22 protein-coding genes are annotated in these 21,768 nt (G+C 48.2%); 14 read left to right on the forward strand and 8 right to left on the reverse strand.

The genetic code is table 11. From position 1 onward, the window contains the following. Positions 1–125: 125 nt before the first annotated feature. Together ftsH4 and AM1_RS05825 are read left to right on the forward strand one after the other, a co-directional pair. Entirely contained in the window at positions 126–2,015 is a 1,890-nt protein-coding gene (gene ftsH4, locus AM1_RS05820) for an ATP-dependent zinc metalloprotease FtsH4 (protein WP_012161879.1), read from the forward strand. A 395-nt stretch (positions 2,016–2,410) separates the two neighbouring features. After that, positions 2,411–3,703 (forward strand): methylglyoxal synthase, encoded by a 1,293-nt coding sequence (locus AM1_RS05825; RefSeq protein WP_012161880.1) that lies wholly within the window; start codon positions 2,411–2,413, stop codon positions 3,701–3,703. A gap of 380 nt (positions 3,704–4,083) precedes the next feature. On the opposite strand, the gene AM1_RS05830 is transcribed toward AM1_RS05825, so the two are convergent. Then, positions 4,084–4,713, reverse strand: a complete 630-nt coding sequence (locus AM1_RS05830) for a COG3904 family protein (RefSeq protein ID WP_049783691.1) — start codon at positions 4,711–4,713, stop codon at positions 4,084–4,086. A gap of 330 nt (positions 4,714–5,043) precedes the next feature. Between AM1_RS05830 and AM1_RS05835 the strand changes: the two genes are divergently transcribed. Beyond that, positions 5,044–6,300 (forward strand): hypothetical protein, encoded by a 1,257-nt coding sequence (locus tag AM1_RS05835; RefSeq protein ID WP_012161882.1) that lies wholly within the window; start codon positions 5,044–5,046, stop codon positions 6,298–6,300. 420 nt (positions 6,301–6,720) lie between these two features. Here the strand turns inward: AM1_RS05835 and AM1_RS05840 are convergent, their stop codons facing one another. Further along, the gene (locus tag AM1_RS05840) at positions 6,721–7,683 is read right to left on the reverse strand and encodes an alpha/beta hydrolase (protein ID WP_202947645.1); all 963 of its coding nucleotides are present in this window, start codon (positions 7,681–7,683) and stop codon (positions 6,721–6,723) included. 97 nt (positions 7,684–7,780) lie between these two features. Continuing rightward, positions 7,781–8,032, reverse strand: a complete 252-nt coding sequence (locus AM1_RS05845) for a hypothetical protein (RefSeq protein WP_041659248.1) — start codon at positions 8,030–8,032, stop codon at positions 7,781–7,783. A 69-nt stretch (positions 8,033–8,101) separates the two neighbouring features. Between AM1_RS05845 and AM1_RS05855 the strand changes: the two genes are divergently transcribed. Further along, a protein-coding gene (locus AM1_RS05855) for an IS630-like element ISAcma25 family transposase (protein ID WP_076611737.1) occupies positions 8,102–8,975 on the forward strand; the annotation gives its coding sequence in 2 pieces (ribosomal slippage) (positions 8,102–8,431 and positions 8,433–8,975; 873 coding nt in all). A 222-nt stretch (positions 8,976–9,197) separates the two neighbouring features. On the opposite strand, the gene AM1_RS05860 is transcribed toward AM1_RS05855, so the two are convergent. Next, positions 9,198–10,133 carry an SDR family NAD(P)-dependent oxidoreductase gene (locus AM1_RS05860; protein ID WP_012161885.1) on the reverse strand — a complete coding sequence of 312 codons (936 nt, stop codon included), beginning with the start codon at positions 10,131–10,133 and terminating at the stop codon, positions 9,198–9,200. Between the two features lie 103 nt (positions 10,134–10,236). Next, complete coding sequence (locus tag AM1_RS40865; RefSeq protein ID WP_148215681.1) at positions 10,237–10,437, reverse strand: hypothetical protein; 201 nt, start codon at positions 10,435–10,437, stop codon at positions 10,237–10,239. A gap of 175 nt (positions 10,438–10,612) precedes the next feature. Here AM1_RS40865 and AM1_RS05865 point away from each other — a divergent pair, with 175 nt between their 5' ends. Further along, complete coding sequence (locus AM1_RS05865) at positions 10,613–11,497, forward strand: AraC family transcriptional regulator (protein WP_202947646.1); 885 nt, start codon at positions 10,613–10,615, stop codon at positions 11,495–11,497. Positions 11,498–11,582: 85 nt separating this feature from the next. On the opposite strand, the gene AM1_RS05870 is transcribed toward AM1_RS05865, so the two are convergent. Further along, positions 11,583–12,527, reverse strand: coding sequence for an alpha/beta hydrolase (locus AM1_RS05870; RefSeq protein ID WP_012161888.1), 945 nt, complete (start codon positions 12,525–12,527; stop codon positions 11,583–11,585). A gap of 281 nt (positions 12,528–12,808) precedes the next feature. Between AM1_RS05870 and AM1_RS44395 the strand changes: the two genes are divergently transcribed. Both AM1_RS44395 and AM1_RS05875 read left to right on the forward strand, forming a co-directional pair. Further along, the gene (locus AM1_RS44395) at positions 12,809–12,973 is read left to right on the forward strand and encodes a hypothetical protein (RefSeq protein ID WP_390610037.1); all 165 of its coding nucleotides are present in this window, start codon (positions 12,809–12,811) and stop codon (positions 12,971–12,973) included. A 9-nt stretch (positions 12,974–12,982) separates the two neighbouring features. After that, positions 12,983–14,170, forward strand: a complete 1,188-nt coding sequence (locus AM1_RS05875) for a low temperature requirement protein A (protein WP_012161890.1) — start codon at positions 12,983–12,985, stop codon at positions 14,168–14,170. A 147-nt stretch (positions 14,171–14,317) separates the two neighbouring features. Here AM1_RS05875 and AM1_RS05880 read toward each other — a convergent pair whose 3' ends face one another. Continuing rightward, the gene (locus AM1_RS05880; RefSeq protein WP_012161891.1) at positions 14,318–14,635 is read right to left on the reverse strand and encodes a hypothetical protein; all 318 of its coding nucleotides are present in this window, start codon (positions 14,633–14,635) and stop codon (positions 14,318–14,320) included. A 297-nt stretch (positions 14,636–14,932) separates the two neighbouring features. Then, entirely contained in the window at positions 14,933–15,835 is a 903-nt protein-coding gene (locus AM1_RS05885) for a LysR family transcriptional regulator (RefSeq protein WP_012161893.1), read from the reverse strand. A 105-nt stretch (positions 15,836–15,940) separates the two neighbouring features. Here AM1_RS05885 and AM1_RS05890 point away from each other — a divergent pair, with 105 nt between their 5' ends. From AM1_RS05890 to AM1_RS05920, 7 genes are all read left to right on the forward strand, one after another. Then, entirely contained in the window at positions 15,941–17,026 is a 1,086-nt protein-coding gene (locus AM1_RS05890) for an aldo/keto reductase (protein WP_041659251.1), read from the forward strand. Between the two features lie 12 nt (positions 17,027–17,038). Further along, positions 17,039–17,740: an SDR family NAD(P)-dependent oxidoreductase gene (locus tag AM1_RS05895; RefSeq protein ID WP_012161895.1), complete on the forward strand. Its 702-nt coding sequence runs from the start codon at positions 17,039–17,041 to the stop codon at positions 17,738–17,740. 78 nt (positions 17,741–17,818) lie between these two features. Then, positions 17,819–18,469, forward strand: coding sequence for an NADPH-dependent F420 reductase (locus tag AM1_RS05900; protein WP_012161896.1), 651 nt, complete (start codon positions 17,819–17,821; stop codon positions 18,467–18,469). A gap of 50 nt (positions 18,470–18,519) precedes the next feature. Then, entirely contained in the window at positions 18,520–19,431 is a 912-nt protein-coding gene (locus AM1_RS05905; protein WP_041660784.1) for an alpha/beta hydrolase, read from the forward strand. Between the two features lie 41 nt (positions 19,432–19,472). Beyond that, complete coding sequence (locus AM1_RS05910; RefSeq protein WP_012161898.1) at positions 19,473–19,856, forward strand: nuclear transport factor 2 family protein; 384 nt, start codon at positions 19,473–19,475, stop codon at positions 19,854–19,856. Between the two features lie 22 nt (positions 19,857–19,878). Beyond that, a complete protein-coding gene (locus AM1_RS05915; protein ID WP_012161899.1) occupies positions 19,879–20,313 on the forward strand; it encodes a nuclear transport factor 2 family protein in 435 nt (144 codons plus the stop codon). 393 nt (positions 20,314–20,706) lie between these two features. Beyond that, entirely contained in the window at positions 20,707–21,762 is a 1,056-nt protein-coding gene (locus AM1_RS05920) for an IS630-like element ISAcma14 family transposase (RefSeq protein ID WP_041658446.1), read from the forward strand. The last annotated feature ends 6 nt before the right edge of the window (positions 21,763–21,768 follow it).

The following is a 21,768-nucleotide window of genomic DNA, read 5'->3' on the forward strand; positions in this document are numbered from 1 at the left end:
ACCGCCATTAGCAACCCAGTATTTCTTCACTACTGCTCAACCATCTGGTGATTGGAATAAGACAGATTTAAGACTTGGGTTCACCAACCGTTGAGTAAACCACTTTTTTAACTAAGGAATTTCTCATGCCTGTTAACGACAAACCTAGACGTCCCCGCCCGAATCCCCTCAGCACCATTTTGTTGTTGCTTCCCGTCGGACTCCTTATACTCAATTTGGTCCTGACCTTTGGTAACAATCCTCGGGTTTCGAAAGTGCCCTACAGCTTCTTTCTTGAGCAAGTTCAAGACGGAGAGGTGGCTAGGGTTTCCGTTGGCCAAGATATCATCCGCTATCAACTCAAAGGTACTGAGGGGAATATCGGTCAGGTTCAAGAAACCACTCCTATCTTTGACTTAGAGTTGCCCAAGGTACTCGAAGCTAACGATGTCGAATTCGCTGCGACCCCTCCTGCTGGCAATCGCTGGTTCACCACTTTATTAGGCTGGGTCATCCCTCCTATTATCTTCGTGGCTATCTTTCGATTCTTTAGCCGAGGTGGCATCGGTGGTGGTGGTCCTCAAGGTGCCCTCTCCGTTACCAAAAACAAAGCCAAAGTCTACGTCGAAGGCGATGACAACAAAGTCACCTTTGATGACGTGGCTGGTGTAGAAGAATCTAAAACTGAACTCGAAGAAATTGTAGAATTCCTCAAGTCTCCCCAACGCTTTACTGAGATTGGTGCCAAGATTCCCAAAGGTGTTCTCTTAGTGGGTCCTCCTGGAACTGGTAAAACCTTAATGGCCAAAGCCGTCGCTGGTGAAGCAGGCGTGCCCTTCTTCAGCATCTCTGGTTCAGAATTTGTAGAACTGTTTGTTGGTACCGGTGCGGCCCGAGTCCGTGACCTGTTTGAACAAGCTAAAAAGAAAGCCCCCTGCATTATCTTTATTGACGAACTTGATGCCATTGGTAAATCTCGGGCTGGTGGAAATGGTTTCGTCGGCGGTAATGACGAACGCGAGCAAACCCTCAATCAGCTGCTCACCGAAATGGATGGCTTTGGAGCCGGAGATGCCACCGTTATCGTCCTAGCTGCTACCAACCGTCCTGAAACCTTAGACCCCGCCCTTCTGCGTCCCGGTCGCTTTGACCGCCAAGTCCTCGTAGATCGTCCAGACCTCACAGGTCGTCTGGCCATCTTGGAAATCTATGCCAAGAAAGTGAAGCTGGGTGAGAACGTAGACCTTAAAGCCATGGCTACCCGTACCCCAGGTTTTGCTGGCGCAGACCTCGCTAACTTGGTGAATGAAGCCGCCCTATTAGCCGCCCGTCGAGGCAGCAAGGTCGTTGAGACTCAAGACTTTGCCGAAGCCATTGAGCGCGTCGTTGCTGGACTAGAGAAAAAGAGCCGCGTCCTCAACGACAAAGAGAAGAAGATCGTTGCTTATCACGAAGTCGGTCATGCCCTCGTCGGAGCCAAGATGTCTGGTACGGATCAAGTGGAGAAGATTTCCATTGTTCCTAGAGGTATGGCAGCCTTAGGCTACACCCTCCAGGTCCCGACAGAAGATCGCTTCTTGTTAAACGAAGCTGAACTCAAAGGTCAGATTGCCACGCTTCTAGGTGGACGAGCTGCAGAAGAAGTCATCTTTGGCAGCATCACCACAGGTGCATCCAATGACTTACAGCGAGCCACGGACTTAGCCGAGCAAATGGTCACCTCCTATGGCATGAGTGAAGTGTTAGGACCCCTGGCTTATGACAAGGGTCAGCAGAATAACTTCCTCGGTGGCGGTATGAATGCGAGACGAATGGTCAGTGATGAAACAGCCAAAGCCATTGATAAGGAAGTCAAGGGCATAGTGGAAACCGCTCATCAGGAAGCTCTGAGTATCCTCAAGGAGAATAAGGAACTGCTGGAGATGATTTCTGAGCAATTGCTGGAGTCAGAGGTGATTGAGGGTGCTTCTCTCAGGGACTTACTGGCGAAAGTGAACCCTGAATCCCACGTACAGGCTGAGCCTGTAGCGGTCTAACACTTTGCATTACGAATTCCTTTGAATGACCCCTGCGTAGCAGGGGGCATTTTTTGTGCCTGTCGAAATTTACACCCTGGTCCAATTTCTTGGTGATTTTATATAGGCTATGGTTGCCTAAGCCTGGTAGATTAAGGCATGGAAGCTATCAATAGCACATCGTGAATTCAATAGCTAAGTGAAAATCGACCAATTTTTTTACACTTCCAAAAACTTTGCGGTTACTCCACCACAAAGTTTTTGGAAATGATCAGTAAGCTATGTAGTAAAGTGTGCTGAGGCTTTATATTCTAAGATCGTTGAATTTTAATAATACTCCTCAACAGATTGAGTCACGACAAGCCTTCGCTAAAGACAAATTAACTGCTCTTTAATTTAGACAAGATTAGTTGTCTATGCCTAATTCTATTGCTTTGATTGCCCATGAAAGCAAGAAAAACGACATCGTTACTCTTGTCCAGCGGTATCATTCGCTTCTTAACCGCTATCTTATTGTCGCTACTCCAGATACTGGAAAATGGATTCAAGATGCGACTAACCTTACAGTTGAGACTGTAGTATCAGAAGCAGATGGTGGTCTGTTGCAAATCGCGGCCCGACTAGTATCAAGCGAAGTCGTAGGTGTGATTTTCCTGATGGATACGATCAACGTTCCATCTCAGTTACCCGACGTTCAAGCTCTATTGAGGGTTTGTAACCGTTATGAGGTGCCCTTAGCGACTAACATTGCAACGGCTGAATTGGCGATTCAGGGGGTCGCCAAGCGTCGGGACGCTTATTTGATTTTTAATCCCATAGCAGGACAAGGTAATCCAGATCGCGACTTGGCTCTGATTCAGAAAATTCTGGAACCACAGATGAATCTCCACATTATCTTGACGCAACCAGATATTGATCCAGTAGAGCAAGCTAAGGAAGCAATTACCGCAATCCAATCTGCTCAATCTGAGGACAGCACTGCTTGTATTATTGCTTCTGGGGGAGATGGAACTGTGTCAGCCATTGCAGGTACCACTCTTGAAACTGGTATTCCTGTTGGCATTATTCCCAGAGGAACCGCCAACGCCTTTGCCGTGGCTTTAGGATTACCTACAGATCTCAAGCGGGCCTGTGAAACGATTGCAGCAGGTAACACGCGTATGGTGGATGCAGCTTACTGTAACGATATCCCAATGGTGCTTTTGGCCGGAGTGGGGTTTGAAGCTCAAATGGTCAACAACGCCAGCCGAGAATTAAAAAATCGCATAGGCACGCTTGCCTACGTCTTGTCTGCCGCCCAGCAATTTTTTGCCCAAAAGGATTTCAATGCCACGGTTGAGTTAGATGGTCAGGTTTTGGAATTTAAGACTGGAGCGGTGACCATTGCCAATGCAGCCCCACCAAGCTCAATTAGTGCCCAGGGGTTTGGAGCTGTAATTCCTGATGATGGGTTGCTAGAGGTTACCATTCCAACATCCAAAACTCTACTACAGGACATAAATACTTCTGCGACGCTGCTTGCCTCAGCTTTAGTGAAGACTCAATTTGAAGATAGAAATCTAGTCTGTTTGCGGACCCATCAACTTAAGGTAACGACTGATCCACCGCAAACACTCGTGGTAGATGGTGAAGTTTTGGAAGCTAATCCCATAGAATTTATCTGCGTCCCCAAAGGGCTAACAGTGTTCTCACCTCTATTAACTACTTAGGTATCCCTCTTTTGTCACTTCAGATAGATGAAATTTGAAACAACGTAATTGCGTTTGGAGTGAACCCAATCATCAGGCCATGCACTAACGTAATTTCAAGCTTACAGATACTCTCCTATTAAACAGATACTCTCCTATTAAAGTGATAAAAGAGGGACAGACCCTGCCCCCCTGGTTGTGAAGAGAGGGTGGGAAAAAGTCCTAGAGAAGTGATGGCAGGAGAGAAGCATCCTCACTGGCTAGAACTGCTAGGATTCAAACTCTTCAAAAGAGCTTAGGGAATGCAATAAAATCTGGACTGGTCATTTCTAGAGATGGCCTGATTTGTCGTGCGAGTGTTACCCATTTTTGGCCATTTCTGAACAAAGTCCATTTCGAGACTAGCGCTCGTTGCAAATTGGATCGCTACTCAGGTCACCAGGGGGTTGCGTTGTCATTTTATATTCAATTACTTTTTCCCGAGACATCCAGTGCATGCTGTCAGCTGGAGCAGCTTCTAATGTGAACCAATAGAAGGAACGAGGAATTCCTACGTAATCATAATAGGTAAGATAGGGCTTATGGAGATCATGATCGCGCGGAACTTGGTTGCCACGAAGGGAATTCTCATTTGTCCCAGCGGCCCAGCTGTGAACACCGATACAAGCACCCTTTTCAATCGTTCGGGAAACACCTGCAAGAAATAGGTCTGTTCCGCCAGAGGCTACCATGCCATTACCTGGGACATGTGTTGCGAAACCTTGACTGTGTACAAAGCTGGCAAATATCCGGTTTGCCTCATCATTGACTGAACCACCGACATTCTTTAAGACAAGAGTCTTCGCGTCTGGAGCAGTTTCAATGGCTTTTTTAAACAGTGACAGGCTTGTGCTATCGATGATGCCTTCCCCGATAATTTCATTACCCACAACGGTAAACTCAAGGGTTTCGTAGTCTTCAAGCTCAGAACTGGTGCATGCTGTTATGGAGAAGTTAGCAACTAGGCTTATGGTTGTCAGCAATTTATTCACATCAAACTAAATTCTGTTGAGATTAATATCACATAGCTGTCTGTCACTATCCTTTTGCCAAAATTACAATCTTGTAAAGTTCATAACATTTGATTTTCACAAACTGATTTCTTGACGTTCGCGTTATCCAAAGCTGAATAAATATCTTGCCTCTTCCTCTTGTATTCAATAGACCTCTTGCATAATTCAACTAACGATATGGTAGAGGACTTAAAATTCGAGTCAGATCGCGACATTTTTTGCGTAAGTAGCACATCATGAAACGAATATTGCAAGAGGTCTAATCTTCATCAGTATTGATAAAGTTAAAGCAACATTGCAGAGTGATGTATGAAGCAAGCAATTACTAACCTTTTTGGTTTTTCCCTACTGGGTATGGGGATGGTTGGTTGTGGTGAAATAGTCAAAGAAGAAATTAGAACGGTTGCAGTCGAAACTACACCTGTCGCCAACACAACGCTGTCAATAACTGCAATTGCCCCTATCCCAGACAAATTCCCACGCCAAGTGCGTCACCACTTTAACCGTTATACACAGGTCATTGCTCCCAATGGTAAGCCGCTCAACATATACGCCCAGGCTAATATCAGCGATCACCAGATCATTCAGGCACGTAACACCCTGAGTTTCTGGTTGACCAATGTACCAAGCACTCAATTTGGCTCAGACAAAACTGCTGTTGCCAATAAGATGGGAGACAATCAAGCGACGCTCATGCTGCTGAACGGCTCAGATGGTGATACCCAACCACCGCCCCTTAATGCACAACCACTCTATGAAAATGAGTTGGTGGTACCTGGTTCAGCATGGTATATCAACAACGATTTTCAACACCGTGATGCAACCTTTGAAGAAATCCTACATCTTGTTCATGACACGGGGATAGGCGTCGATGGTCGAAACACTAGACCAGGAGCTTTGCCCGACTTCCAGGCAGAAATCCGCGCTGCTACAGACAATGCCATTGCCAACAACTTTCAAATCTGGCCAATGGTAGCTAATACAAAGGAGGGTTCGAAACAATGGTACGAGGAGTTAGCTCGTGAAAACAGTCTCACTCAGGAGTATCTTGCAGCCGTGATCGATAGCTATTACGGTCTCTGGGGGGCATTTGATAAGGATGTCGGAATGTGGGGTGAGTACATCGCCAAAACGCGTTCTGACATCAAAATAAAAGATCCGATGGGGTTCGCGCTAATGGGGCAGTTTTTCAGTCCCTATTTGACCTATAACGCGCAACTTGACCCAGCATTCAATGGCAATTTTACGATGACGTTTGATGCCAGCACGCCATACACTCATAAATCACAATACTTATTGCATGCAACGTTGACGGGTAGCAATAACGCCAACCTAAGGGGTAACGATCAGGATAATCAGTTGGGGGGTAACACTGGTGACAACGTGATAGATGGTTTGGCGGGATATGACGTGGTTTTGTATCCACGGAGGAAAAATGAATACACTGTTAGCAACAACCCTGATGGCACGATTAAGGTTGTTGGAGATGGAACGGATACGCTGGTGAATATTGAAGAGATCAAATTTATCGACGGCAACATATTAGGAAGTGGAATAGATTCCTAACCTATGCTGAAAAGTTATCTATTTTCTGGGAAGTTTCTGTGATTTTTTGAATAATTAACCTTAGGCTAGGGATCTGTTCCGCTGCCTCAGCAGATTATGAGTTTGTTCATTTCAGTCGAAGCCTAACGTTCTGAAAGTATTAAATACAAAGGCTTTCAAGGATTTATGGGGCAAAAACAAAAATATATTTCCTTGAAACCTATACTCACCAAGGTATACAAGGTTTTTGCCTTTTTAAAGGATCAAAAATCAGCGTTTGAAACCCATGCTATGAAAAGGATACAGCCTTAACGTTGTTTTTTGTCCAAATAGACCCTAAACCCCGGTTGCAGATGTTTGGGTCGCCGTTTTCGAACCGATAAGGTGGGCTTGGCAGCCTTTCATGGAGGAAAGTCGCGATATATTGCCCGAAAGCCAACGTTATTGTTCGAATACTCGTTTAAGTGCGTCTCTACTCTCTTGTTCGGCCTTGATTGAGACCCTTGCTTCCGGGGCCATTTCAAAGCCGTGGTAGGCACCCGCAAGAACGTGAAGCTCTACAGGAACGCCCGCTTTGAGCATTCGCATTGCGTATTCAACATCTTCTTCAAGGAACAAATCCAAGCTACCGACGTACATGTATGCAGGCGGAAGATTCGAAAGATCGGTGGCACGGGCCGCCACTGAATAAGGCGGAACCTCTTCTTCTCCGGGTGATTGTCCCAGCAAGGAAGTCCAGCCAAAGGCGTTGGCATCACGGGTCCAGCCAAATTCACCTACATGCGGATTGCCATCTGAACACGTCACTGTGCGATCGTCGAGCATAGGGTAGATTAACAACTGAAAACAAATGTCTATCTCGCCGCAATCTCGGGCGTACAAAGCCAAGTTCGCCGTCAGTCCGCCACCGGCGCTTTCTCCACCGATAGCGATACGGCAGCGATCCACACCAAGCTCGTCGGCGTTTTCGTGCAGCCATTTCAGCGCCGTGTAGCATTCTTTGACTGCGGTCGGTGCCGTTACTTCTGGAGACAGCTGGTAGTCGACCGAAACGACAACGCAACCGACTTCAGATGCCGTGCGTGTGTTGCCTACATTCCCAAGATCGGCTGTTCCAACGATGTAGCCGCCACCATGAATGTGCAGCATTGCGGGCTTGAGATCGTCGCCGCCTATGGGGGTAAAGATGTTAATTCCGATGTCCGGCCCACCTTCCAGGCCAGGAATGGTGCGGCTCTCCATCTTAACGTCGTCGCGCTCGTAATCTGCTGTGGGTGGCACAAAATCCAGGACCCCAGCCCGCACCTCGGCAAGTGTTTCTGTCCCAATTTTGAATGCGGGTAAGGATTCCATTGTCGGACGGAGTTCTGGATCAACAAGATCAATGGTAGTTTTTGGCATCATCTATCTCCTGAAAATAACGTGTTTCATCATTCGGGGTCGATCTGACCGATCCCGTTGGGTTGTTGCTGCTTTGATGGGAGAGTGAGTTGGGCTCAAACTAGATGGTTATTGTCACCTTTTCCGGGCCGCTCGATAAGGCGGTACACCACTCAGCAGGTGTTTGGTTTTCCCAGGCATAATCATCTCCGGGAATCATTGTGACGATAATGACGCCACGCGTGAACGCCGATGCGGTGTTCTTGTCATGAAAGTAGATGCTATAACCCGAATTGGAGTGATGCATCGTAAATGCTTCCGGCGTTTCATGCCTCTCCTTCGCCATGTCGGTGAAGCTATTGGTCGACATCATGCCGATATAGCAGTCGCCATATTGAGAAGGACTTAAACTAGAGAAGTATTTTATTCCTTCTCCTGTGTGATGCCCAAAATTTATAGTTACGACCTACGTTGCAAAGTGATAGATGCGATTGAGCTAGATGGGATGCGCCCTTCTGAGGCTAGTGAGCTGTTCGATATCAGTCGTAACACCATTAACCAATGGCAACACCTCAAGGCGGAAACGGGTGATTTGCATCCCAAGCCAGTCCATCATCCTGGCCATAGCCATAAAATCACTGACTGGGACAAGTTTCGAGCGTTTGCCCACAAGCATCGTCATAAAACCCAAGCTCAGATGGCTCAACTATGGGATGGAGAGATTAGTGATCGAACCATCTCAAGAGCCCTCCAGAAAATCGGATTTACTCGAAAAAAAAACATATGGGTACCGAGAACGAGATAAGCACAAACGGGCAGCGTTCATCAAACGTCTGAGTACCGTGGACCCAGACGATATCGTCTATGCGGATGAGTCGGGCATGGATCATCGAGACGAGTATGACTATGCTTATGGCCCCAAAGGTGAGCGGGTTTATGCTTTGAAGACTGGGCGTAGAAGCGGCCGAGTCAATATGATTGCGGCGTTGAGAGCAAAGCAGTTGATGGCACCGTTCACGATCGAAGGAGCTTGCAATCGGACTGTGTTTGAACTTTGGCTAGAGCGTTGCTTGATACCCGTGCTCAAGCCTGGGCAGAAGCTGGTGATAGATAATGCCACTTTTCACAAGGGAGGACAAATACAGGAATTAGTGGAAAAAGCAGGATGTGAGGTTTGGTATTTACCGCCTTATTCCCCTGACTTGAACAAGATTGAGCGGTCTTGGTCTTGGATTAAAAGTCGCATCCGTCACCAATTAGAACATTTTGGATCTCTCAGAGAAGCAATGGAACATGTTCTACATCTAGTGTCCTGAATAGAATGGCGACTGCTATACCATCCTTTTGAAGGATCGTCGTTTCTAGCTTGTCGGTCAGCAAAGACCGCGCGAGGCCCCACTGCTGGGTGTCGTATGCGTTGGCCTGCGCATCGATCACGCATTGGATTTCCAAAACGTCCACCAAGCTTTCGGCGGTGATCGGGGTTTCTTGAGAGATTGGTTTCGACCCCGGTGAAGGTCTAGCCATTGCGTTTAATCTCAGAACTCCGTGCCCAGCAGATCGTTCGAAAGCACCCAAAGCTGCTTTGCGCCATCAGCATCGTAGGCATGTGGAGCGTATCCACCATCGGTCACATCTCCACCACCCGGTTCAGAAATGTGACAATCTTCCAGATACAGGCCCGTTTTGCCGCTCAGATCAGGCGATGTCGTGGCCCAGCAGGATGTTGCCGCCCCTTGAGGGACCGTCTTCCAGATATCCGGATAATCCTTGATCATCTTCTCAAAGGTCTTGGCCACTTCCGGTTCCAGATTACGGCCAAGCTCGGTCTGGATACCACCTGGGTGTACCGCAAAGCTGGTCACACCACGATCTGCCCAACGGCGGGCGAGTTCTACCGTGAACCAGATGTTTGCCGTTTTTGATTGACCATAGGCTTGAAGCGCTTCATAGTCGCGGTTCTGAAAATTCGGATCTTCCAAATCTACCGTTGAATACCAGTGCCCAGCAGATGACAGGTTGATAACGCGGGCTTCTCCTGAGGCCTTGGTGGCATCGGCCAGCAAATTAGTCAGCAGAAAGTGACCCAGATGGTTCGTTGCAAACTGGCTTTCCCAGCCCTCAGCGGTACGAGTCAACGGAGGTGCCATAATGCCTGCGTTGTTGATCAGAATATCGAGTTTTTCGTGGCGACTAAGCCAGTCTTCCGCGAAGCGGCGAATCGTGGCGGGCTTGTCCAGTTCCAAGGTCGCAATTTCGGGTAAACGACCCGTTTCAGATTGAATTTCGTTGGCGACATTGGAAAGCTTGGCCTTCGATCTCGCAACGAGGGTAACATCAGCACCGCAAGCAGCAAGAGCGCGGGCAGTTTCGGCCCCAAGGCCTGTTGATGCTCCAGTTACAAGGACGGTTTTGCCCGACAGATCGATACCATTGAGCACGTCGGTCGTCGTAGAGTTGCGATCAAATTTCATAGTTCGTCTTATTTTCTCCTAAGGTGTTATTGACGAGACTCTCAGAATAGTGAGTTTGGCTGCGGCGCTGCGATGCTCCGGAACGCTAAAGTGCCACGTTTTTTTACTTAAAGCCGTGCTTCTTGAAGAAGCCATCAATGGCGGGATATCTGCCAGCCGCGTTGAAGCCTTCAGGAGCGTATAGATGAGCAGCTAGGTTATATCCCTGACTCTTGAAGGAAATCTCTTTCTTTCCGGACTTAAGGTTCAGCTCTAACATGCTTGATTCCTGACGATATGGTTTACCAAACAGAGGCTTCAGCACAGTCCTCAATGTTTCTCAGAGAGTATTGATGATCTTGGACTGTGCCCGCAAGCCCGCTGTTTGCATTTACATGTTAATTTCTGGCTTACTCCTAAATCAGCCGTATTAATCTTATTTTTTTGCCAATTTGTATCAATCTCAGGAAAAGATGGCGGAGGTGGGTCATCCTAGAACCATGAATAATATGTGTAAAATTATCGAGCTCATTGATCGACACGCAATTTCTGAGGGCGCGACAGAGACTCCTATTGAGGGATTGCAGCTGTTTCGGACGAATCACCTTGTGGAGCGATTGCCTGGGGTGTACGACCCGAGTATTTGCGTGATTGTGCAGGGACAGAAGCGGGCGTACTTGGATGGCACAACCCACATCTACGATAGAGATCAGTATTTGTGCAGTACTCTGCCTATACCTGCAGAGGCAGAGGTGGTCGAGGCATCGCCAGAAAAACCCCTGCTTGGTCTTTTGCTGCGCCTTGAGACTCGAACCATGTTTGAGACGGTACTTGAGATGACGGCTCTGGATCGTGGCAGCGCCTCAAGAGCCGAAGTTGTGCCTGGGCTTACTGTGGCCAAGTGGGATGAGGACTTTGCCACAGGGCTTCAACGCCTTTTGGAATTGTTGGATGATCCTGTTGCACTCAATATCCTCGGCAGTGGCAGGCTTAAGGAATTGATGTTTGCGGTTCTTCGGGGTGAGGCTGGGGGCGCGTTTGTCCATGCATTTGGGGGAGGAATGCAGCAGATATCGCGGGCATTGACTTTCCTGAACGCCAATCTTCATGAAGCGATCTCGATTGATGAGTTGGCTAAAGAGGCAGGAATGAGCCGCGCAGTGTTTCACCGCAAGTTCAAAGAAGTAACTACTTATTCCCCGATTCAGTTTATTAAGCTGCATCGTCTCAATGAGGCATCAAGGCTGATTGTGAGTGGCTCTACTGCGGGGGATGCAGCAAATCGTGTGGGCTACTCTAGCCAATCTCAATTTAGTCGCGATTTCCGACGGTATTTTGGCAAATCCCCTTACCAATGGGGACTGGAACAGCGGTCTGAACAATAGACACATGAGTGGATCGAGGTGAGCGGCTATCCCATTGAGTAATGAGAGAAGCTAGAGGTCATAGTATGACCTCTAGCTAATCAACTCACTTGTTGAAGAACTCAGCCACAGCATCGGTTGACGCTTTTACAGCGTCTGGCTTGTAGTAGAAATCAACATGACCAAACTCGTCGAAAGTTAGAACTTCATGCTCATTAGTCAGTTTTTCAATAAACTGTGTTGAGCAAATCGCTGTGAATGCTGATGGGCTATAAATAATCAAAGAAGGTTGGACGATCTTGTCTGCATAATGCTCTCCAATAGAAATAAGGGATTGCATGGCCTGATCACCGATGTGCATATTGGTGAAGTTTTTGATTGTTCCTGGTCCGGCAACTCCATCTTTTCCGTAGTAGTCATAGGTGTCCGCAGCCATTGGATTAACGCCTAATCCAACAAACTCTTCTTTTGTATACTCATCGGTCAGTACATTAGGGGCGTTATAATCTGCTTCGCCTGTTTCATACATTTTTTGTCTAGAAGCATTCGCAGCCTCGATCATCATGTTTGCAATATTTCTGTCAGTCCATTGAAATCCGTCTGCTGCCATCATTCCAGAAACTGTCGCAATTTTCTTGATGCGGTGATCGGTTACAGATGCGGAGGCAATGATTGAACCGCCTTGGCATACGCCTAGACCATAGATTTCTTCTACGAATGGAAGTGTTCCCAAGTATGAAACTGCATCCCATGTATTTTCGATCAATCGAAACATATACCTGGATTGCTTATACTCGCCAGGCAATGCTGGCGAATCTCCCATGCCTAAATAGTCAAAGCCTAAAAATACAAAGCCTCTTTTAGCCATTTCTGGCCCATATGTTCCAAGAACTTGCTCTTTAACCTGTGGGAACGGACTAGCTCCAACGATGGCTTTGTATTTTTTGCTTTCGTTAAAACCTTCTGGAAGATATAGGTCACCCACTAAATCCACTCCAAAGGATTTGAAAGTTACTTTGTTGTTGCCAGCAATGAGAGTTGGGTTTGTCATTTTCTTTATCCCTTCGGGTCGGCTTGCATTGTAATTCCTTCACCGACGCTAAACTAGCCCAATTAATCTCAAATTTTTGCCTATTTGTATCAACCGTAAAAAAGGAGAATAGATATAGGTCATTCTGGAATCATGAATAATAGATGCAACATTATCGATCTCATTGATCGACATACTATTTCCGAGGGAGTGACGGAGACCTCCATTGAGGGATTGAAACTGTTTTGGATAAATCACACTGTGGATCGATTGCCTGGGGTGACCCGAGTATTTGTGTGATTATGCTGCAGCAGGGATGGAAGCAGGCGTATTTGGGCGGAACAACCCACATTTACGATAGAGATCAATACTTCTGCATTACTCTGCCTCTATCTACATCATCTAAATACTCTGTTTACTCTGTAATGCCAGACAGTATAGTTGAAACCGTCAATTACGGGTTTTAACCACCTGCCATGTCTTTCCTCTTCAAGCGACACCTGCGCCCACTGTTGGCCCGAGACCGCGATCAAACCCATCGCGCCGCCACTCAGTTGGAATTGTTGTTTGATCTGGTGGTGGTCATTGCGATCGCGGCGGCTGCACATGGATTGAGTCACACCATCGAGATCGGTCAACCGTTACTGGGCAGTTTGCAATACGGCTTGGCCTTCTTTGCCATTTGGTGGCCCTGGAATCTGTTTACCTTTTTTGCCAGTAGCTTTGACAATGACGATGCGGCCTATCGCCTGAGTGTGATGGTGATGATGTTTGGGGTTATGCTGGTAGCCGCCAGTTTGCCAGTCATGTTTGAGCAGGGGCTGACTCGGTATGGCTTTTGGGGCTACATCATTTTTCGAGTGGCTTCGGCACTGCTGTGGCTGCGGGTGGCCAGAGCTAATCCTCACCTTCGCCAAACGGCCTGGCGCTACAGCTTTGGCCAAATTTTGATTCAGGGGGTCTGGGCGATTGGTGCGTTTTTGTTACCCGCCTGGAGCGCGGGTGCTTGGGTAATGGTGGCGATCGCAGTTTTGGGCGAACTGCTCGTTCCCTTCTTTGCCGAAAAAGCGGGCGCAACCCCCTGGCATCGACGCCATATTATCGAGCGCTTTGGCCTGCTTAACATCATCGTGATTGGGGAAACACTACTGAGTAGTACCCACGCCATCGGCGCTTCCATGCAGCAGGGTATGCACGGACCCATGCTTATTCTGGCAGGCTGCGGCGCGATCATGGGCTTTGCCCTATGGTGGCTTTACTTTTGCGATGTAGACCATCTTGATACGATCAGGCGGCGACGGGCCTTTGTCTGGGGCTATGGCCACTTTATTATCTTTTCGGCTGGGGCAGCTGTGGGGTCGGGGCTGAGCGTCATGGTCTCGGCGATCTCGGCTGAGCTGTCGACAGAAACCCATACAGAAGCAGTACATGAAACGGCTCATCAGGTTAGCCATGCAACCGCCACCTGGGCCATTGCGATTCCGCTGGCGCTCTATGTGTTGGGGATATGGCTAGTGCGAGATCGCTACCAATTACAAAACATGCAAAGTACAACCCTACTGCTATTTTCAGTCCTGCTATTGTTGACTGGCTTTTTACCCTATGCCCCACTGCCAGCCACGCTATTGTTAGTCCTCTGTTTAGTTTTGAGGCTGCAAAAGTAATACCACTGCAGGGCAGTGCCCGCGAGAAAACTGCGTCGTGTGGTCATCTTTCTATCCTTGTGTCTGTTGAAACTTGGCTCCTGCGCCCGAAAATGGTCAGCCCCCTGGGCATTCCCCAGAGCACCAATCTGTCGTTATGCCGCTTCACTAGAGACTTGGATTCCCCAAAGCGTTGCCGAAGAACAGGCTCGTCATGACACCAAGGATTGCCAAACCGAAGAATGCAGCAATCATTGATCCACGATTAGATGGCCCGACTTTGCCTACACGCCACAAGACATAGCTGACCACGATATTTGCGAGGCCCCAGAGGACATTGGTGAGAGGAGACGACAAACCGACACCAGGTGGGTCTGCGAACGGTGATGGGAACATCTGTCCCATGGAACCTGCAACAAAATGCGGAACGGCGTTCCCGAGGAAGAAGCCTGCGCCCACGGCGGCTAGATAATGGTACCAATTCATTAATTTGGCTCTTCCGTATTCGGTTCTGATGCCAAAGTGAGCTCTAACATGCTCTCCTGGGCGCGTGGTTCAACCGCGCCATCCAACAGGAAGCGGGCACCGAGCTGCTAGAAGGGGTAATTAGCTCATTGCAGCTATTACAGGGATAAGGAGGCCTCGTGACCCTGGTTCGATGATATGTTTGGGGCAAAGCTACCAGATAAGGCAGCGCTGGCAATCGTCGACCTATTGCTTTCACACCTCCACATCAACCAACCCTCAGGGCAGCTCGTGCAGTTTGGGAAGATATTGTCCTGGCTATAGCCCTACTCCGATTGCAACAAGTTCATTACGTAACCATCGAATTGCTGTGTCATTATCCATGCGGTGTGGCCATGCCATTGCTATATCAAAACCGTCCAGTGTGATTGGGGGTGGAAATGTTTGCAGGTGATAATCTACAGCAAATCGGTTTGCAATCCGGGTGGCAACGGTCACGATCATGTCTGTAGCAGCCATCATAGCTGGTATTGCCAAAATGTGAGGTAAGGTTATCTGAACTTGCCGTTGCTTATTTTGCTGCGACAGCGCAATATCTACATTGCCTGTCACTCGTCCACGCGCAGAAACAAGAGCATGTTTTTCTTGCAGGTAATCATCCATAGTGAGTTGGGTATCAACCCGAGGATGATTTTGTCGCACTAGGCAAGTAAACGTTTCTGAGAACAGAGTTTTGCGGCATTTGCAATTTCTCAAGGTCCAGGCATCAGCAATGACTAAGTCAATCTCTCCCTCACGCAGAGCCGTTTCCACATCTAGGGCAATATCCCAAATTTCGAATGTTAAATGGGGGGCAATCTTCTGCATACGGTTCATCAGGAACGGTACTAGAACAAATGCACCGTAGTCGTTGGTAGCGATCCGAAAGGTTCGACTGATGGAACTGTAGTCAAAAGGCTGAGGATCAGCCAGGGTTTGTTCAATGGCTGAGACAATTGCTTGCACCGGTTCTACTAACTGCTCTGCTCGTGGTGTGGGTACCATCTGCAAGCCGTCCCGGACCAAAATCGGATCCTTCAGCGCTGTTCGTAATCGGTTGAGGGCTGCGCTTACTGCTGGTTGACTCAACTGAAGTCGCTCTGCTGTTTTCGAGACACTCCTCTCCTTCAACAAAATGTGGAGTACAACGAGCAAATTAAGATCAAATCCTCTTAAATCCATTTCATGAATAGACTATATCTATAATATTGATTTGAATTATATACTGACTCTCGTTAAGCTGTAGTCAAAATGAGCTAGTCACTCAAGTGTGGGAGCTTGCATGCCATGCATCAGTTTTTGACTGCGTTAAATCACTATCGCTTGTTGGGGCATTCTGGATTACGGGTCTCCCCCCTTTGTCTAGGGACGATGACCTTTGGGACTGAATGGGGATGGGGAGCGGATCTAGATACTAGTCGCCAAATTCTGGATACCTATGCGAATCGGGGTGGCAATTTCATTGATACTGCCAATGCCTATACCAATGGGACCAGCGAGCAATTTTTAGGAGAGCTGTTGCAGGGGCGGCGTGATCGCTTTGTCCTGGCTACCAAATATTCTCTCAATATGGATTCCACAAACCCCAATGCAGGAGGGAATCATCGCCGCAGTCTGGTACGGGCAGTGGAAGGCAGCCTCAAGCGTCTGGCCACCGATTACATTGACCTTTACTGGCTGCATGCTTGGGATTATCGCAACGCCATTGAAGAGGTGATGCGGGCGCTAGATGATTTGGTGCGTCAGGGTAAGATCTTGCATATAGGGCTATCGGATACACCCTCGTGGATTGTCTCCGAAGGGCATGCCATCTCAAGACTTCGAGGTTGGACCTCTGTATCCGCCATCCAGGTTCACTACAATTTGGTGGAGCGTACCTCCGAAGCAGACATGCTTCCGATGGCCCGACAGTATGGAATTACACCCTTAGCTTGGTCGCCCTTAGCTGGTGGGATCTTGTCTGGCAAGTACAGCCGAGAAGATTTACAAGATACGAGTACTGAAAAAGAGGAGTCTGGCCGCAAAGGCGTCACCCAAGATATCGGTCAATTGAATGAGCGTAGCTTAGAAATTGTCGATATTGTCAAAGAAATCTCCACCGAAATAGGTCGCTCTCCCAGTCAGGTGGCCCTCAATTGGCTCCTGCAGCAACCGAGTCGGCCCATTCCCATCATAGGTGCCCGTAAGCTGGCGCACCTGGAGGATAACTTGGGTGCCCTGGAGTTCACACTCAGTGACGAACATATTGAGCGTCTATACCAAATGAGTGCCTTTGATCTGCCATTTCCCCATAACTTTATTGGTTTGGATATGTATAAAGGTGTGGTGGATGGCGAGAACACGATTGAGTCAGGATTTACAGTTTACCCATAGGACTCAATAGCCATGAAACCTAAGCACCACAAACAGGCATTGGTAACAGGGGGCAATCGCGGGATTGGTTTTGAGATCGCAAAGGGCCTTCTCGCCAAAGGATATACAGTGACGATTACAGCCCGCTCCCTCCAACAGGCAACACAAGCAGCAGAGGAATTAGCGGGACCTATTCTCCCGATGCAGCTCGATGTGACTGATGATCAGGCAATACATCAAGCTGTTGCAACCTTGGGACAACGCATAGGTCAGTTAGATGTCCTCATTAACAATGCGGGTATTTATCCCGATAACGGCGTTAGCATTCTCACCATTTCCCGTGAACTGCTAGAAACCTCTATGAATACGAATGCTTTTGGAGCGATTCGTATGGCGCAAGCTTGTTTACCACTGCTTAAACAGGCACCAAATGCCCGGATCATCAATGTTTCAAGTGGATTTGGGGCGTTAGAAGATTTATCGGCGACTGTGTCAAGCTATTGCCAATCTAAACTCGCCTTGAACGGAGCAACAATTATGTTGGCGCAAGCCCTGGCTGCAGACAATATTGCCGTGAATGCCCTATGTCCTGGGTGGGTTCGCACGGATATGGGTGGATCATCTGCCCCACGCTCACCGGAGCAAGGAGCCGATACCGCTATCTGGTTGGCATCGGAGGCTCCTCAACAGGAAACAGGTAAGTTTTGGCGATCTCGCCAAGTCATTTCGTTTTAGGATTCAAGACCGATTGGCTGCTTCCCACAGCGCTATCACTCATGTTTAAAGGGTCGTTTCTTCAGGAGAGCACTAAAGATGAAAGTCGGGATACTCGGTGCAGGCCGAATGACCAAGGCTCTTGCCAGTAAATGGATTGCTGCAGGGCACGACATTTGTATTGCTGGGAGAACACTGGACAAGGCGAAGGCGTTAGCCCATGAATTGGGAGATCAAGCGACATTCGGTACATTCGAGGATGCGATCTCGTATGGCAATACCCTACTGATTGCCATACGCCATGAAGGGGTGATCTCTACATTGGAGCAAGCGGGTGCTCGTTCAGGCTCATTCCAGGGCAAGATCGTGATTGATTGCAGCAATCCCGTGGAGATTGAGACCTTCACGCTGGTTGGGAATGAGCAGAATTCGATGGCTGAGAGAATTCAAGAAACAGCGAATGGTGCGACGGTTGTTAAGGCATTTAATCTTTGCGAAGCTCAGGTTTGGGAAATGGAGCCACCGCTTTTTGATGGACGAAAGTTAGTGGTGCCCTATTGTACAGACACCGATGAAGCAGGGGCGATTGGTTCAAGGCTGATTAAGGATGTTGGATGTCAGCCCATGCTACTTGGCAAATTACATTATGCTCGCCATCTTGAAGCCATGGCTGCAATCGTGATTAGTCGGCTCTTTGGGGGTGTCGATCCCCATTCTGTCTTCAACTGGATTACCCCCAACCCGGAGTGAATCAGCGGTTGATCCAAAGATTATGTCAACTCAAAACTGAAGCTTTTACTATGACCCTAACCATCATCAACCTCCAAAATCCCCCTGGGATAAGTGGCGTTTATGCCGAATCTGTTGCGTTTCCCTCCAAGGGTGTCACCCTGAAAGGAACGCTTTACAAACCCGCAGAAATTAATGGCCTTTTAGCGGCTGTGATTGTTACCGGTGCCTGGACAACCGTTAAAGAGCAAATGGCTGGAACCTACGCTAGAGAACTAGCCGCCCGCGGATTGGCCGCCCTAGCATTTGACTTCACTGGTTGGGGCGAGTCTGGGGGGGAGCCTCGCTATGTCGAAGATCCAGCCACGAAGACTGCTGATATTGATGCAGCAGTGGATTTTCTCGCTGAGTGTAATGACGTGGACCAGTCGCATCTATATGGTTTGGGCATTTGTGCATCATCTGGCTACATGGCAGCCGTCGCTGCCGACAACGACAAGATGAAAAAACTGGCCCTAGTGGCTCCTTGGCTTCATAACCCCAAAATGGCAGCAGACGTTTACGGTGGTCCTGAAACGGTGGCCTCATTGATTGCTGCTAGCGAAGCTGGAAACGCAGATCTGACTATCCTAACTGCCGCTAGTACCACAGATGACAATGCCCCCATGTATCAAGCCCCCTACTACACCGAAACAAATCGAGGTCTAATCCCCGCTTACGACAACAAGTTCAGTATTTTGACCTGGAAGCCCTGGCTCACCTATGACGCTCAAGCCTCTGCCAATCACCTATCTAAGCCGACGCTGATGGTGGGGTCACCTGCGATCGCACTTCCCGCTGGTGCAGAAGCTTACGAGCAGCGTACCCAAGCTCCCCTGCAAAAACTCTGGCTGGGCGATGATGTCACTCAATTTGATTTTTATGATCGTGCGGATGTTGTTACAGACGCCTCTAACGCTGTGGCAGAGTTCTTTCAAGGATAAATAGACACTAATAAGTACATCCCCAGAATGAGGTTATTCTGATGACCCAAGATGATCTCGAGGCATTTGCGAGGAGATTTTTCACAGCGGTTGATGCTCAGAATGCAGATGGTCTTCGTCCGTTTCTTGCCGACAATGTCAGATTGCAGATGGCCAATCTGCAACCCACTGTCGGTGCCGATGATTTGGTCAAGGCTTTTAGAGCAACAGAGGAGCAGTTCTCCTCAATCACCCACGCTATCCAAGGTTGTTGGTTAGGTCGATGGGAAAAAGGTCTCGTTGTCAGCGTTGAAGCCATAGCGCACTATACGAAGGTTGGCGGTGCCAAGTTTGCACTTCCTGTTACCAGTACCTTACGGTTAAGCGCCGACGGCAAAGTGGCAGACTATCGGATCTTCATGGACCCCGGTCCTGCCTTTGCTTAATCCGAACAGAAGAGTAACATTTATGAACCAAGCAGAACAAAATAAGGCTACTGTCCAGCGCTTCTTTAAAGCATTGGAAGCAGAGAACCCTGAACAAGTCGCAACATTCTTTGCTGAGGATGGCGTTCATATTAGTCCATACCATTGCAACGTTTTTCCGACAGGTGCTCAAGGACGCGATGGCATTCGTGACTACTGGGCTCCAACGTTTCCGAATTTTGATGGAATGACCTTCCCGATCCATGAGCTCTACGCGATGGAGGGCGGCAATATGGTCTTCGTGCGTTACACCGGCCGAATCAAACTCAAGGACAATGCTGGCTGGTACGAGAACGATTATTACTCAACTTTCAAGTTCAACAAAGCGGGTGAGATCACCGAATATGTCGAGATTTTTAATCCCGTGACGGCGGCTCACGGTTTTGGGCTTCTCGATCAACTCGTCGCATCATCATAAGGCCGACAGGTTCTCTTCACTATGAAATGCCAACTCGCGATATTAACCAATCGTGTCATTGGGCTGATAGTGATGGTCACCCTATCCACTCCTATAAATTGTTATGGATTGAGAGAGTGTAATGATGAGAGATTATCGCGGACCGCTGGTAGCATATTTCGCCTTCTGCTTGATCCTTTTTGCCGCCGATAGGAATGCATCTGCCAAATCAAGTATTGGGCAGCCAACCGATGATGGCGTCATTAATATTAAGTTGCCCCAAATCTTATTTAACAGTTGATGACAAAGCTTATCCCCATTAAAGCTGATTATACTGCGGACGACTTGTGACTTAACATTGTGGTAGAGAGATTTGGCACACTGGGAGTATCCCCGCACCTATCCTCCACTCCCATGATTAAAATTGATTTCACCGCAGAGGAAATCCAACAACTCAATTACGAACGCTATCATCACCCTCACCCACGGGTGCAGCGACGGATGGAAGTGCTCTACTTGAAGAGTCAAGGTCTTTCCCATACCCAGATCTGCCAGCTTTGTCAGATTAGTCGCCCCACTTTAGCCAAAACTCTTCGTCAGTATCAACAAGGAGGGATTGAAGGGCTGAAGACCCTTGAATATAAAGGTCAACCGAGTCTACTCAACGCTCATAGCGATAGTGTGAGAGCTTACTTTGAGCAACATCCTCCCCGCACCAGTGCAGAAGCTCAAGCGGTCATTGAGCAATTAACAGGCATCAAACGCAGTCCCACCCAAATCAAAGCCTTCCTCAAACGCATCGGTTGTCGTTATCGAAAAGTGGGGTATGTGCCGGGAAAGTCGAGTCTGCCCGAGAAAATTGAGGAGCAAGAGCAGTTTCGACACACTCGCCTTGAACCCTTATTAGAGGAAGCTCAACGCCAAGAGCGTCTTGTCTTTTTTGTGGATGCTGCTCACTTTGTTCACCGTGCTTATCTAGGGTTTGTCTGGTGCATCACTCGGATCTTCATCCCTTCTCCTTCTGGTCGCCAACGTTTCAATGTCCTGGGCGCGCTCGACGCTATCACCAAAGACCTAGTCAGCGTTACCAACCACACCTATATCAATTCTCACAGTATGTGCCTGTTACTGGCCAAGCTGGCGCTACTTGACCCAGTCATACCCATCAGCGTGATTTTAGACAATGCGCGATACCAGAAATGTCAGCTTGTAACGGACTTTGCCGAGATCGTCGATATTGAGCTGGTCTATCTGCCCTCCTATTCACCCCATTTGAATTTGATTGAGCGACTCTGGCGTTTTGTACGCAAGGAATGTCTCTATTCAAAGTATTATGCTGATTTTCCCGCCTTCAAAGGGGCCATTCAACAGTGCATCGACCAGTGTAATGGAGAGCATAAGGCGAAACTCACCACCTTACTATCACTCAAGTTTCAGTCTTTTAAGAAAGTTAATATCTTAGCCGCCTAGAGTATA

Source organism: Acaryochloris marina MBIC11017 (assembly GCF_000018105.1).
GTDB lineage: Bacteria > Cyanobacteriota > Cyanobacteriia > Thermosynechococcales > Thermosynechococcaceae > Acaryochloris > Acaryochloris marina.